This is a genomic window from Nocardia sp. NPDC002869 (assembly GCF_046764065.1).
Classification (GTDB): Bacteria; Actinomycetota; Actinomycetes; order Mycobacteriales; family Mycobacteriaceae; genus Nocardia; species Nocardia rhamnosiphila.
Window position 1 is genome coordinate 15,020 of the sequence record NZ_JBKOOL010000070.1, and the last position, 12,644, is coordinate 27,663.

Annotated in this window: 14 protein-coding genes; 3 read left to right on the forward strand and 11 right to left on the reverse strand. The window is 68.5% G+C overall.

Features of this window, described 5'->3' with window-relative positions:
* Positions 1-31: 31 nt before the first annotated feature.
* The 4 genes from glpR to ACLML9_RS15120 form a co-directional block, all read right to left on the reverse strand.
* Positions 32-1,057, reverse strand: coding sequence for a gephyrin-like molybdotransferase receptor GlpR (gene glpR / locus ACLML9_RS15105; RefSeq protein ID WP_411946120.1), 1,026 nt, complete (start codon positions 1,055-1,057; stop codon positions 32-34).
* Positions 1,058-1,320: 263 nt separating this feature from the next.
* Positions 1,321-1,971 (reverse strand): GNAT family N-acetyltransferase, encoded by a 651-nt coding sequence (locus ACLML9_RS15110; RefSeq protein WP_265803664.1) that lies wholly within the window; start codon positions 1,969-1,971, stop codon positions 1,321-1,323.
* A gap of 12 nt (positions 1,972-1,983) precedes the next feature.
* Positions 1,984-3,243, reverse strand: a complete 1,260-nt coding sequence (glp, locus tag ACLML9_RS15115; RefSeq protein ID WP_265803663.1) for a gephyrin-like molybdotransferase Glp — start codon at positions 3,241-3,243, stop codon at positions 1,984-1,986.
* Positions 3,244-3,279: 36 nt separating this feature from the next.
* Positions 3,280-4,245 carry a UTP--glucose-1-phosphate uridylyltransferase gene (locus tag ACLML9_RS15120; protein ID WP_411946121.1) on the reverse strand — a complete coding sequence of 322 codons (966 nt, stop codon included), beginning with the start codon at positions 4,243-4,245 and terminating at the stop codon, positions 3,280-3,282.
* Positions 4,246-4,337: 92 nt separating this feature from the next.
* Here ACLML9_RS15120 and ACLML9_RS15125 point away from each other — a divergent pair, with 92 nt between their 5' ends.
* The 3 genes from ACLML9_RS15125 (at position 4,338) to ACLML9_RS15135 (ending at position 6,204) form a co-directional block, all read left to right on the forward strand.
* On the forward strand, positions 4,338-4,940 hold the full coding sequence (locus ACLML9_RS15125; RefSeq protein WP_411946122.1) for a 5-formyltetrahydrofolate cyclo-ligase: 603 nt from the start codon (positions 4,338-4,340) through the stop codon (positions 4,938-4,940).
* Between the two features lie 116 nt (positions 4,941-5,056).
* On the forward strand, positions 5,057-5,365 hold the full coding sequence (locus tag ACLML9_RS15130) for an FmdB family zinc ribbon protein (RefSeq protein ID WP_411946123.1): 309 nt from the start codon (positions 5,057-5,059) through the stop codon (positions 5,363-5,365).
* A 143-nt stretch (positions 5,366-5,508) separates the two neighbouring features.
* A complete protein-coding gene (locus ACLML9_RS15135) occupies positions 5,509-6,204 on the forward strand; it encodes an SAF domain-containing protein (protein ID WP_411946124.1) in 696 nt (231 codons plus the stop codon).
* 115 nt (positions 6,205-6,319) lie between these two features.
* On the opposite strand, the gene ACLML9_RS15140 is transcribed toward ACLML9_RS15135, so the two are convergent.
* From ACLML9_RS15140 to ACLML9_RS15170, 7 genes are all read right to left on the reverse strand, one after another.
* The gene (locus ACLML9_RS15140; protein ID WP_411946125.1) at positions 6,320-6,988 is read right to left on the reverse strand and encodes an MspA family porin; all 669 of its coding nucleotides are present in this window, start codon (positions 6,986-6,988) and stop codon (positions 6,320-6,322) included.
* Between the two features lie 74 nt (positions 6,989-7,062).
* A complete protein-coding gene (locus ACLML9_RS15145) occupies positions 7,063-7,737 on the reverse strand; it encodes an MspA family porin (RefSeq protein ID WP_411946126.1) in 675 nt (224 codons plus the stop codon).
* Positions 7,738-8,051: 314 nt separating this feature from the next.
* A complete protein-coding gene (locus ACLML9_RS15150) occupies positions 8,052-8,717 on the reverse strand; it encodes an MspA family porin (protein ID WP_411946127.1) in 666 nt (221 codons plus the stop codon).
* Positions 8,718-8,794: 77 nt separating this feature from the next.
* Positions 8,795-9,469, reverse strand: coding sequence for an MspA family porin (locus ACLML9_RS15155; RefSeq protein ID WP_411946128.1), 675 nt, complete (start codon positions 9,467-9,469; stop codon positions 8,795-8,797).
* A 551-nt stretch (positions 9,470-10,020) separates the two neighbouring features.
* On the reverse strand, positions 10,021-10,215 hold the full coding sequence (locus tag ACLML9_RS15160; RefSeq protein WP_357060204.1) for a hypothetical protein: 195 nt from the start codon (positions 10,213-10,215) through the stop codon (positions 10,021-10,023).
* Positions 10,216-10,230: 15 nt separating this feature from the next.
* Positions 10,231-10,785: a molybdenum cofactor biosynthesis protein B gene (locus ACLML9_RS15165; RefSeq protein ID WP_411946130.1), complete on the reverse strand. Its 555-nt coding sequence runs from the start codon at positions 10,783-10,785 to the stop codon at positions 10,231-10,233.
* Positions 10,785-12,197, reverse strand: coding sequence for a S1C family serine protease (locus ACLML9_RS15170; RefSeq protein ID WP_411946129.1), 1,413 nt, complete (start codon positions 12,195-12,197; stop codon positions 10,785-10,787). The genes ACLML9_RS15165 and ACLML9_RS15170 overlap by 1 nt, the downstream gene beginning before the upstream one ends.
* Positions 12,198-12,644 lie beyond the last annotated feature (447 nt).

Sequence of the window (12,644 nt, forward strand, 5' to 3'; positions counted from 1 at the left end):
AGCATTTCCGGGCAGCGGGATCCGCTACCGGTCACGCACCCGCGGCCCGGCGGACATCACCGCCGGTCGCCCGGTTGCGCACGGTCCGGGCGACGGACGCGTCGTAGGCATCCAGATGCTCGAACGCCGGATCCTCGTCGTCGGGTTCGAGCAGATGGGCACGGCGACGCAGCGCGCGTGCGGTATCCCGGTCCATTCCGGGCCGGGCGCCCCGCGGCGACGCCGTCCCGGCATCGGCGGGACCGTGCCCGGCCGACTCCTGACCCCGGCCGCTGAGCCGGGCGCTGCGCCGCCGGCGGATCTCCTGTTCGATCCGGACCTGTTTGCGCAGATAACCCAGGTAGGTACCCAGGGACAGCACGGCGCCACCGCAACCCCACCAGAAAATGGGCGCCACGGCGACCGCGAGGCCGCCGCACAGCACGGCACCGAGTACGAGCGCGACCACGGCGCGCTGCCGGAAGGTATAGCGCGCGGCCCGGGCGATGGCGTCGGCTTCGGGGTCGTAACCACCGCGCCCGCGGCGGGACGGCACGAAATCCTCGTCGTCGTATTCGAGTTCGGGATCCGGTGCCCGCATCGTCGCGCGCACCGGAGGAATGCGCGCGGGCACGTTGGCCTCGGCGTGCTCGGGCGACCCGACCTCCTCGTCACAGTTCTCGCCGCGTTCGAACTCCTCGTCGTCCCAGCCGTCGCCGGGTTCGCCGTCGTGCGCGGTACCGTCCGCACCCGATTCCGGCTCGGCGCCCCCGGGCCGATCGCCGACGACCTCGTCCGGTCGCTCCTCGTCAGCCGCGGTACCGTTCTCCTCGGCCGATGTGCTCATCGGATCCTCCGCATCATTGGCGTGGCGACGCTTTCGGTAAGGCCGCGTGGTCCGCTTCGTGCGGGCATGCCCACTTCCCTTACGCCGTGTGGAATCTCCACGATGCAGTACCCGCGTCGCCAGGGCTGTGTCGGTTGTCCGGCGGATTCTGGGATGCCGGTCGGCAAGGATAGGAAACAGGACGAAGACCCACAGCACGACCAGCCCGATCCACAGGATCGAATTCGGCATCGTCGTCAGCACCTCCGTCCCGCCTGGTCGTCGTCCGAGCCCCCGCCATGAATCGTGTGCGCCCCGACGCCGGAGTCCTTCCCCGCGGGTACGTCTCGCAGATCGTGGTACGAGCTCTCCACCGGTGGCGCAGGACGCACCACCGACGTCCGTAGGTTAATTCCGAGTAGGGGTACAACACGGCAGGCGCGCCGTGCACTTCCGCCACATGAGTCACATTTCCACCAAAGCCGGGTCCGGGCAGGCCGGTTTCCGGCGGCACATCACCGCAGCGTCAACCGTCCTTCCCGCGCCAGCCGATCGACCACCCGGCCGGCCGGCTCCTCCACCGTTATTCCGACCAGCAGATGATCGCGCCACGCCCCGTCCACGTCGAGATACCTACGCAGCAGCCCTTCTTCACGGAAGCCCACATTGCGCAGTACCGCCTGGCTCGCCAGATTCTCCGGCCGCACGGTCGCCTCCACCCGGTGCAGGCCCACCGGACCGAAACAGTGATCGAGCCCCAGCGCCAATGCCGCGGTCGCGACCCCCTGCCCGCCGAGATCCTTGGCCACCCAGTACCCGATCCACGCCGAACGCAGCGCGCCGCGCACGATATTGCCGACCGTCAACTGTCCGCTGAACGCGCCGTCGACCTCGATCACCAGTGGGATCATCGCGCCGCGACGCGCCTCCGCCTTCAGGCTCGACCACAGCGGCGGCCAGTTCGACGCGTGATTGCGCGCGTCCCAGGCCCCACGGCCGGTGGGCTCCCAGGGTTCCAGGTGATTCTGGTCCCGCAACCTGATCCGGCTCCACGCCGCCGCGTCGCGCAACCGCACCGGACGCAACGTCACCTCTCCGGCGGATACCCGCACCGGACCGAGGTGCGCGGGCCACCCGGGGTGCTGGGTGGCCCGGAAAACATTCATGGACTCCACTTTCTAGCCGCGTTGCGCCAGAAATGCGACCCGGACCTTGTCACCGGTGCGAATTTCGGTGTCGTCGGGTTCGACCACGATGAGACTGTTGGCCTCCGACATGGCGGCCAGCAGATGCGACGACGCCCCGGCACTGTTGCCGAGCGGCTGCACCAGGTACTCACCGGTGGCCTCGTCCCGCATCAGCTGGGCACGCAGATAACCCTTGCGGCCCGCCATCGACTGGATCGGAGTTATGGTCCGCGCCCGGATGATCCGCCGCATCGGCTGCCGCCTTCCCAGCGCGATCCGGATCAGCGGCCGCACCATCACCTCGAAAACCACCAGGGCGCCCACCGGATTGGATGGCAGCAGAAAGGTGGGCACCTCGTCGCGGCCGAGACGGCCGAAGCCCTGCACCGAACCCGGATGCATCGCCACCCGGGCGATCTCCAGTTCACCGAGCCCTTCCAGCGCCTCACACACCTGATCGGAGGCCCATCCGCCGACCGCGCCGGCGATCACCACCACTTCCGCGCGCACCAGCTGGCCCTCGACCACATCCCGGAGCCGCCGGGGGTCGGCATCGACGATGCCGACCCGGTTCACATCCGCGCCGGCATCACGCGCCGCCGCGGCCAGGGCGTAGGAATTCACGTCGTAGACCTGTCCGGGTCCGGGCGCCCGATCGATATCGACCAGCTCCTCGCCGATCGAGATCACCGACAGCCGCGGCCGCGGATGGACCAGCACCTTGTCCTGGCCCACCGCCGCCAGCAGACCCACCTGCGCGGGACCGATGATCGTCCCGGCGTGCACCGCGACATCCCCCGGCTGCACATCGTCACCGGCCCGGCGCACATAGTCACCCGACCGCACCGGTTCGTAGACCTTGAGCCGGCCCCGGCCGCCGTCGGTGAAATCCAGCGGCAGCACCGCGTCGGCGAGGGTGGGCAGCGGCGCGCCGGTCGCGACCCGGACCGTCTGCCGGGGCTGCAGCCGGATCGGCTGCCGGGAGCCGGCGAGCACCTCCCCGACCACCGGCAGCGTCAGGTCGACCAGTTCGCCGTCCTCGTCACGGATATCGGCCCCGGCGGACGTCACATCCACACTGCGTACGGCGTATCCGTCGATGGCGGCCTGATCGAAACCGGGCAGCGGCCGCTCGGTCACCACGTCCTCGGCGCACAGCAGGCCCTGGGCCTCGGAGATCGCGACCCGCACGGGCCGCGGCGCGACGGCCGCGGCGGTCACCTTGATCTGCTGATCCTCAACAGAGCGCATCCAGCCCTTCCCGATGTCCTCGCCCCGCAGGCGATCTCATTCGTCCGCGGTGAGTTGCGGGTTCCACTCCGGACTCAGCCGGTGCTGGAGCCACTCGCGCAGCGCGGGACCGTATTCCTCGCGCTCCAGTGCGAAATCCACCGCAGCACGAAGATAGCCGCCCGGGTTCCCCAGATCATGGCGCGACCCACGGTGGACGACCACATGAACCGGATGTCCCTCGTCGATGAGCAGTGAGATCGCGTCGGTGAGTTGCAGTTCCCCGCCGGCGCCGGGACCGATGCGGCGCAGGGCGTCGAAGATCGCGCGATCGAGCAGGTAGCGCCCGGCGGCGGCGAAGGTGGAGGGGGCCTCCTCGCGGCCCGGTTTCTCCACCATGCCCTTGACCCGCAGCACATTCGGGTTGACCGCGTCGGGCACCGGGGCCACGTCGAATACGCCGTAGGCGCTGACCTGGTCCTTGGGCACATCGATCGCGCACAGCACGGACCCGCCGCGTTTACGGCGGACCCGGTTCATCACATCCAGTACCCCGCACGGCAACACCAGATCGTCGGGCAGCAGTACCGCGATGGCATCCTCGTCGGGGTCGAGCACCGCTTCCGCCTGGGCCACCGCGTGACCGAGGCCCAGCGGTTCCTCCTGCACCACCGAGCTCACATCGAGCAACCCCGGGGCCTTGCGCACCTTCTCGAGCAGCTGGAACTTGCCGCGCTCGGCGAGGGTGCTCTCCAGCACCAGGTCCTCCACGAAATGCGCGACCACTCCGTCCTTACCGGGCGAGGTCACGATCACCAGGCGGCTGGCCCCGGATTCGGCGGCCTCGCTGGCCACCAGCTCGATACCGGGGGTGTCGACCACCGGCAACAGTTCCTTGGGGACCGTCTTGGTCGCGGGCAGGAACCTCGTTCCCAGCCCGGCCGCGGGCACGACGGCCGTCCGGAAGCCCGGTTCCGGCGCGGAGGCGCCCTCACTGCCCTGTTCTGCGGCCTTTTCTGTCATATACACACCCTATCCACCCGGAGCGCCGCCCAAACGGCTGTACACCGGCTCGCTGCGGACTTTCGCGACGAAACCGGCACCGGTGAGAGCCTATGGTTGTCGCCGTGCCTCTGCCCGACGAGCGTGACAAACAGGCCTGGCGCGCGGAGATCCGTGCCCGCCGGGCGCGACTACCCGAACTCGTGCGCGCCACGGAGGCGGCGGCACTGGCCGCCGCGGCCGCGGACCTCGGTCCCGCCGAGTGGGTGTGCGCCTACGTGCCGATGCGCGCGGAACCGGGTTCGCCGGCCATGCCCGAGGCGCTGCGTGCGGCCGGTAGCCGGGTGTTGTTGCCGGTGACCGGGGCGCCCGGCCCGTTGCGCTGGGGCGAGTTCACCGGCGCGGGATCGCTGCGGCCGGGCCGCTACGGCCTGCTGGAACCGGCGGGCCCGGTACTACCGCCGGAAACGGTCGCGCGGGCCGAGGTCCTGCTCATCCCGGCACTGGCGGTGGACCGGCGCGGGGTCCGGCTCGGCCAGGGCGCCGGCTACTACGACCGGACCCTGGGTATGGCCGATCCCACAGCCCGGCGCACCGTGGTCGTCCGCGACGACGAGGTGGTCGAGCGGCTGCCCGAGGAACCGCACGATATCCGGATGACCTGGGTACTCACCCCGGGCGGCGGCCTGCGCCGGCTCGATGTGGCAGCGCCGTGAGACGCCGCCGTGGTGGCATTCGGCACAATGGGGGGGATCCGGGAATCAATCGGCAATTGGCACCGTTGGCACTGTCGGCTGTAGAGTGCTAAGTCTCGAATACTGCGGAGGACCCAGTGCCAACCTATTCATACGCGTGCACCCAGTGCGACAACCGCTTCGATATCGTTCAGTCCTTTACCGATGAGGCACTCACTGTCTGCTCGGAGTGCTCCGGCGCCCTGCGTAAGCTCTTCAATTCGGTGGGCATCGTCTTCAAGGGCAGCGGCTTCTACCGGACCGACAGCCGCAGTGGCGCGTCGACCGCGAGTGAACCGGCCAAGTCGGACAGCTCCGCGTCGAGCTCTTCGGGGTCCGGTTCGAAATCGAGCTCGGACAAGGGCTCCTCGGGTACCGCCTCGGCACCCGCCGCCGCGGCCAGCTGAGAGCGGGTTCGCGACCCGGCCCCGCCCGGACGGGTCGCTGACAGCGGCCGGTTGTCGCGAAGAATCCATCCACACCCCGCGAGTTGTCCACAACCACGCACAACCCCGGGTTCGCGGCCGGACAGTACTCATACGCTCGGTCCATGAGCCGCATCCGACCCCCTGCCCGCACGAGCGGCGGCCGACGTTCCTCCCTCGGCGCCGGCGACACCTGGCGCGACGCGTTCGCCGATCGACCGGGCTGGGCCGACGGGGTCCTGCTGCGCCGGGTGCTGGCCGTACTGTGCGCACTCGCGGCCGTCACGCTGTTCCTCCGCGGCGATCCGGCCCATGCGCGCAACTCCGTCGTGGTCGCCTCCCGTGACCTGCCACCCGGCCATCTGCTCGCCGCCGCGGATCTCCGCCTCGCCTCCTACCCGCCGGACGCCACGCCCGCCGGCGCGGCCGCCGACCCGGCACCGCTGCTCGGCGCCGTGCTCACCGCCGCCCTGCGAGCGGGCGAGGTGCTCACCGATGTCCGTGTGGTCGGGCCGCGGCTCGCCGAGGCCGCCACCGGGCGGCCGGATGCCCGGATCGTGCCCGTCCGCCTGGCCGATACCGCGATCACCGAAATCCTGCGGGCCGGCGATCGGGTGGACGTGGTGGCCGCCGGCGCCGAGGATCCGGCACTCGCGCACACCCTGGCGGTCGACGCCGCGGTGGTACTGGTGTCGGGGCCGCCGGCGGATTCGGGCAACCGCCACGCCGAACGGGTTGTGCTGGTGGCAATGGACGCCCGCCGGGCAGCGGTCGTCGCAGCGGCCTCGTTGCACAGCGCACTCACCGTGATCTTCCACTGATCACGCCCGGGCTCACACGACGAAGGGACCCACCGCGAAAACGCGGCGGGTCCCGCCACCGAGATGTGGGTACCGGCCGAGCCGGGAACCCGGCCGGATGAGCCTTACGGCCGGATCAGCCGAGGCTGAACGGCTGACCCCACAGGGTCACCACGGACATCACGTGATCGGTCTCGACCTTGACCTTCACGAACGCACGCGCCTGCGCGTAGCCGCCGCAGCCGTTGACCGCGATGGTCTGGTCGGACCAGGTCACCGAGCCGCTGTTGCCCTTGAACTTGTTGTTGGTGGCGTGATCCTCGTCGCCGTAGTCGTCGGGCTTCTCGATATCCAGGACATAGAAGGACTTCGCCTGCCCGGGGCCGAGGGTCAGGTTGGCGCCACCTTTACCACTCGGGGTGAGTTCGCCGGAGCCGTCGCTGACCTTCACGTCACCGGTGACGCTGCCGTCGACGCCGCCACCGGAGATGTTGACCTGGCAGCCCACGACGTAGCCGGGGTAGATCTTGCCACCTTTCCCGCCGGCGATCTCGACCTGCGCACTACCGGAGACCCACGCGTTGCGGTGGACCGGGGTGGCACCCATGGACGGGCTGATGTTGGCGGATTCGCCGACCAGGCGCACGGTCACCGCGGTGCCGTCGGACAGGGTCTTGACGATTTCACCGCCGGGCAGCGGGATGAAGGTATCGGCGTTGGCGGCTCCGGTGGAGAACAGACCCAGCGCCATCGAGGCAGCGGCGCCGACGCCGGCGAGGCGCGCCAGATTCTTGCGGTTGAACATGTGTTTGTGCCTCTCTGGGGTTGAATTCGCGACAGCGAGAAGTGTGGGTTGAGTGAATTCGACCGGTACCGGTGTCAGCCGATGCTGAACGGCTGCCCGTAGAGGGTGGTCTTGGAGTAGTGGTCACCGATGATCTCGACCACGGTGTAGGAGCGGGCCTGTGCGTAACCGGCGCAGCCCTGGATCGCCATCTCCACGTCCTGGTACTCCACCGAGTAGACGCCGGGCTTTTCGATGTCCTTGAAGTCGACCTGCACGAACTTGACCTCGCCCGGACCGAGCTTGAGGCCGACCGAGCCGCCGATGCTGCCACCGTCGAGCTTGACCCCGACCGAGCCACCGAGGCTGATCGCATTGTCGGCGATACTCACCTGACAGCCGACGATATAGCCGGTGTTGATCTGCGAAGCACCGTGGGTCGAGGAGTTGTTGGTCCCGTTCGCGCCGGTCGGACCGTTGTGCGGCCCGGCTTCACCCTCAGGGGTCACCGAGACATCGGCGGTGGCGTTGCCCGAGACCCACACGGTCCGGCCCGCGCCGTTGGCGGCCAGGGACGGCGAGATCAGCGCGGTCTCATGGGTGCGGGTGATCTTCACGCCGGGTCCGAGTTTTTCACCGTCGGGCAGCGGAACGAAGGTGTCCGCGTTCGCGGCACCGGTCGAGAACAGGCCCATGGCCACCGCCGCGACAGCGCCGACGCCCAGAGCGCGCGCGCCGCAGCGCAGACCGGTGGTGCGGTTCTTGCTCATATTTCCCCTCATCAAGGTTTTCAGCGACACCCGGCATCGCAGCGAATCGATGTCGGGGCGGCCCGAGAACAGGCTGCATAGAGCTTGCGGGACGGCTGTAGCCACCAGATGAACCAAAAACCACACAACCGGTGAACACTCGAGTACCGTGCCGCCGACATGGTGTGTCGACCGGATGAGTGCCAGGTAGCCAGCAGGTGACCGGTGCTGGGGAAATACCCGCCGGGCACCGGCGGGACCGGTCCTGCCGGAACAGAATACGGGCCCGCCGCGGCGGGCCCGTATTCGTGCCAGTATGTCGGATCGGCCGGATATCAGCCGAGACTGAACGGCTGCCCCCAGAGCGTGACGAAGGTGATCACGTTCTCGGTTTCCACCTCGACCTTGACGAACGACCGAGCCTGCGCGTAGCCACCGCAGCCGCTGAGGCCGATGGTCTGATCGGACCAGGTCACCGACCCACTGTTGCCGCGGAACTTGTTGTTGGTGGCGTGATCTTCGCTGCCGTAGTCGTCCGGTCCCTCGATATCGAGGACGTAGAACGATTTCGCCTGGCCGGGGCCGACGGTGAGGTTGCCGCCGGTTTCGGCGCTCGGGCTCACGGCGCCTTCGGTGTCCACCTCGGCACCGGCACCGCCCTCGGCACCGCCACCGTCGATATTGACCTGGCAGCCCACGACATAGCCGGGGTAGATCTTGCCACCCACCTCCTCGCCGCCGGCGATCTCGACCTGCGCGCTCCCGGAGGCCCACGCGTTGCGGTGCACCGGCGTGGCACCCATGGACGGGCTGATGGACGCCGACTCGCCGACCATGCGTACGGTCACCACCGTGCCGTCGGACAGCGTCTTGACGAGTTCGCCGCCGGGCAGCGGCACGAAGGTATCGGCACTGGCCGCCCCGGTGGAGAAGAGGCCGAGCGCGACGGTGGTGGCGGCGCCGACGCCGGCCAGGCGCGCCAGGTTCTTACGGTTGAACATGAGAGTTACACCCTTCGAGGGGAGAGCTCGCGGAATGCGCGAGAAGGATTCGATGCGACGTGGACGGGCGCGGTCGCTCAGCCGATGCTGAACGGCTGGCCGTACAGGGTGGTCTTCGAGTAGTGGTCGCCGATGATCTCGACGACCGTGTACGACCGCGCCTGCGCATAACCCGCGCAACCCTGGATCTCGATCTCGGCATCCTGGTACTCCACCGAGTACTTGCCGGGCTTCGTGATGTCCTTGTAGTCGATCTGCACGAACTTGACGTCGCCCGGGCCCAATTCGACGCCGACGGAGCCGCCGAGGCTACCGCCGTCGAGGGACAGGCCCAGCGAGCCGCCCAGGCCGATCGCGTCCTCGCCGATGCTCACCTGGCAACCGACGATATAGCCGGTATTGAGCTGCGAGGCGCCGTGCGTGGACGAGTTGTTGGTCCCGTCCTCGCCGGTCGGGCCGTTGTTCGGACCCGGTTCGCCCTCGGGCGTGACCGTGACATCGGCGATGGCGTTTCCGGAGACCCAGACCACCCGGCCCGCGCCGTTGGCCGCCATGGAGGGCGAAACGACGGCATGCTCACCCGTGCGGGTAATGGTCACTCCGGGGCCGGCCTTCTGACCGTCGGGCAGAGCCACGAAGGCATCGGCATTCGCGGCGCCCACCGACAACAGGCCCACGGCGACGGCGGCCGCGGCACCGACACCCGCGATCCTGGCGCCGTTACGTACACCGTCGGTGCGGTTCTCGCTCATATTTCCCCTCATCATGTCGGACAAACAGCATGGCCTACGAGACTCGGACAGCTGACTCGCCGGCTCCGACCAGTGTTTCGCCCGTTTGTTACCTACAGGTGACCTGTTGTTATTTCGGTGCAACGCCGCAAATCGGACAATGCACGCCAATGCGACCGACGGGATCCACAAAGTGAAGTCACGCCGGACCACCATTGCGGCGGTCGACGAAGCCGAGATTAAACGGTCGGCAACCGGCTGGACAAAGGGTGCTTTCGCAATATGTTAATGTGATCCAGATCACAATAGAATCGGAAGCGGTACGGCTCGGTAGACAACCGCAGGTGAGAACCCCCGAACAGATCGGCGGGCCCAGAGAATCCCCCGCAAAGAATTCGCCAAAAGAATAGCCCCCTTTAAATTATCGGCATCGGGAGCGGAACATTATAAACTCGCCCATTCCTATACCGGAGAATTTCAGAGAAATCAATATCCCCCTTTACTCCCGGGAACAGCGCTCCAAAGCCGCGATATTCACACGAAAAGCGTTGGGCGCCAAGGCAATTCCGGGCTCACCCGGCGCCGCCGTGATGTGGCGGCACCTGTGAACGCCACCACTCGTCGTCGGCACCGGATGCCGCGCCGTCATCCCGCTCGTCCCGCGTGGTGGACGGCAGCACTTCACCGAAGATCCGGTCCACACGTGCCGGGTCCCCCGTCCGGCGGTGCGCCCGACGGGGGACCTCAGGGGTCTCGCCCTCACTCATACTGCCCGCTCCGGCTCATTCCAGGAGCCCGGACAACTCACCGATCACCCGGCTCGCCAGCGGCCCCAGTGTCGCCATACCGTCACGGATCGCGGCCCGGGTACCCGGCAGGTTCACCACCAGCGTGCTCCCCGAGATACCGGCCAGCCCGCGGGAAAGCCCGGCGTCCAGCGAACCGGCCACCCGCCCGGACGCCCGCAACGCTTCACTGATCCCGGGCAGATCCCGGTCGAGCACCTCGGAGGTGGCCTCGGGCGTGACGTCACGCGGCGACATACCGGTGCCACCGACCGAAATCACTATGTCCACGCCACCGATCACCGCGGTGTTCAAGGCGTTCCGGATCGCCACCTCGTCGGCTTCCACCGAAACGGAGGCGTCGACGAGGAACCCCGCCTCGGTGAGCAGTTCGGTGACCAGCGGGCCCAGCGAATCCTCGCCGCCGTGCGCCGTTCGATCGTCCACCACCACGACCAGTGCACGCCCCGCAACAGGAGCATCGATTTCCATACCGCTCACCGTAGCGCCGATCGCGATCGCCGCGTGCCCACCCCCGGCCACCTTCTGCATCATCGGCCTCCCTCCACCGCGGCGGCGGCGAGAGTCACCTCGGCCGTGCGGGTATTTCCACCACGTTGATCGGTATACGTCACTGTCACCTCGGCGCCCGGTTGTTTCGATCGGACCGCGGCCACCAGCGCGTCACCGGATTCGATCGTGCGGTCGTCGAGCCGGGTCACGATGGACCCGGACGGGATCCCCGCCGCGGCCGCCGGGCCATTCGGCGTGACCTCGAGAACCCGCGCGCCGTGCACCGACTCGTCCCGCTGCACCGTCATCCCGATCTGCGCGTATGTCGCGTGACCGCTCTTGATCAACTCGTCGGCGACCCGGCGCGCCTGATCCACCGGGATCGCGAACCCGAGCCCGATGGAACCGCTCTGCTGACCTCCCGCCCCCGAGGAGCCCAGACTCGCGATCGCGGTATTGATCCCGATCAGCCGGCCCTCGGCGTCGACCAGCGCACCACCGGAATTACCCGGGTTGATCGCGGCATCGGTCTGGATCGCGTCGATCACCGGATTCGGCACGGTCGGGTCGTTGCCGCCCTCCCCGGTGGTCGACACCGGGCGATTCATCGCCGAGACGATCCCCGTGGTCACCGTGCCCGCCAGCCCCAGCGGCGAACCGATCGCCACCACCGGCTGACCCACCTGAAGGTTCGCCGAACTACCCAGTTCGATCGGCTGCAGATCCGTTTTGCCGCGCACCCGGATGACCGCGAGATCGGACACCGGATCGGCACCCACCAGCGAAGCCTGCGCCGTACTGCCGTCGGAGAAGGTCACCGACATATCGCCGTTACCGCCGCCCCCGGCCGCGACATGGTTGTTGGTCAGGATCAAACCGTCCGAGGACAACACCACCCCGGACCCCTCCCCCTGCCCGCGATTACTGGCCACCTCGATCATCACCACCGATGGCAGCACCCGCTGCGCGACCGCCTGGGTCGACCCGGCCGGCGCGCTCGCCGTGTTCTGCACCTTCGGCACCGGCCCGTCCAGCGCATTGGTCACCGCCGGCCGATCGCCCGAATCGCCGACCCGCGCACCCACCGCACCACCGATACCGCCGCTCACCAGAGCCAGCGCGACCGCCCCGGCCACCAGACCGGTACGCACCGGGCTCCGGCGCGGAGGTGGCGGCGCGGCCGCGTAGAACTGGCCGGAATCGCCGGGCGGCGGTCCGGCGAACGAGCCGCCGGAGATCGGATACGCAGCAGTATCGCCCGGTCGGCCACCCGGGAACTGCGGTCCACCCGGATACTGCGGTATCCCGCCTCCCGGCGCCTGACCGGGCGGCCCGGCCGGCTCGCCGCCGGGCCCGGAACCCGGCGGCGGCCCCGCCTGCGGCTGCGGCGTCGAGGGCGGCACCGGTCCCGATTCCGGCCCGGCCGGCCGATTGGTGAAATCCTCGGTCATAGTTTCCCTTTTCTGCTCATATCCGCTGTCCAGCCTGCCGACCACTACTGAGAACGAACTGAGAGCTGCATTAATTTGCGGTGCTCATCACCGCGCCTCGCCGCCATGTGGCCGGTACCCCGGTCACCCCGTTCCACACTTCACCGATCGGTACCCGTACTCCTTCGCTCTGACACCCAGAAACCAGCGCGGTCCCGACCCCGGAGGTAGATCAACCGAAACAACCGGAAGAAGGGCGCGAACATGCACCTCGAACAGCCCGGACGGAATCACGGACCGCACTGTAAGTGCTCCCCGCGCGCAGACCACGAACCTCCGAAGGCGAGTCGAGCATGCGACCCGAACGTCGAATGCCGACGCAACCCGCATGCGTCGAGTTTTACGAGACACCACAAAGGGTTGAGGCCCGTCTCGCCGTTTCGGCCTCGAAAGCGCATGAGCCGAAGG

Bases quoted from the DNA above. Each gene is read 5' to 3' on its own strand.
- ACLML9_RS15145 (WP_411946126.1), bottom strand. From the start codon at position 7,737: ATGAGCAAGAACCGCACCACCGGTCTGCGCTGCGGCGCGCGCGCTCTG.
- ACLML9_RS15120 (WP_411946121.1), bottom strand. From the start codon at position 4,245: ATGACAGAAAAGGCCGCAGAACAGGGCAGTGAGGGCGCCTCCGCGCCG.
- ACLML9_RS15110 (WP_265803664.1), bottom strand. From the start codon at position 1,971: ATGAATGTTTTCCGGGCCACCCAGCACCCCGGGTGGCCCGCGCACCTC.
- ACLML9_RS15150 (WP_411946127.1), bottom strand. From the start codon at position 8,717: ATGTTCAACCGTAAGAACCTGGCGCGCCTGGCCGGCGTCGGCGCCGCC.
- ACLML9_RS15155 (WP_411946128.1), bottom strand. From the start codon at position 9,469: ATGAGCGAGAACCGCACCGACGGTGTACGTAACGGCGCCAGGATCGCG.
- glp (WP_265803663.1), bottom strand. From the start codon at position 3,243: ATGCGCTCTGTTGAGGATCAGCAGATCAAGGTGACCGCCGCGGCCGTC.
- ACLML9_RS15160 (WP_357060204.1), bottom strand. From the start codon at position 10,215: ATGAGTGAGGGCGAGACCCCTGAGGTCCCCCGTCGGGCGCACCGCCGG.
- ACLML9_RS15170 (WP_411946129.1), bottom strand. From the start codon at position 12,197: ATGACCGAGGATTTCACCAATCGGCCGGCCGGGCCGGAATCGGGACCG.
- ACLML9_RS15165 (WP_411946130.1), bottom strand. From the start codon at position 10,785: ATGCAGAAGGTGGCCGGGGGTGGGCACGCGGCGATCGCGATCGGCGCT.
- ACLML9_RS15140 (WP_411946125.1), bottom strand. From the start codon at position 6,988: ATGTTCAACCGCAAGAATCTGGCGCGCCTCGCCGGCGTCGGCGCCGCT.
- ACLML9_RS15125 (WP_411946122.1), top strand. From the start codon at position 4,338: ATGGTTGTCGCCGTGCCTCTGCCCGACGAGCGTGACAAACAGGCCTGG.
- ACLML9_RS15135 (WP_411946124.1), top strand. From the start codon at position 5,509: ATGAGCCGCATCCGACCCCCTGCCCGCACGAGCGGCGGCCGACGTTCC.
- glpR (WP_411946120.1), bottom strand. From the start codon at position 1,057: ATGCCGAATTCGATCCTGTGGATCGGGCTGGTCGTGCTGTGGGTCTTC.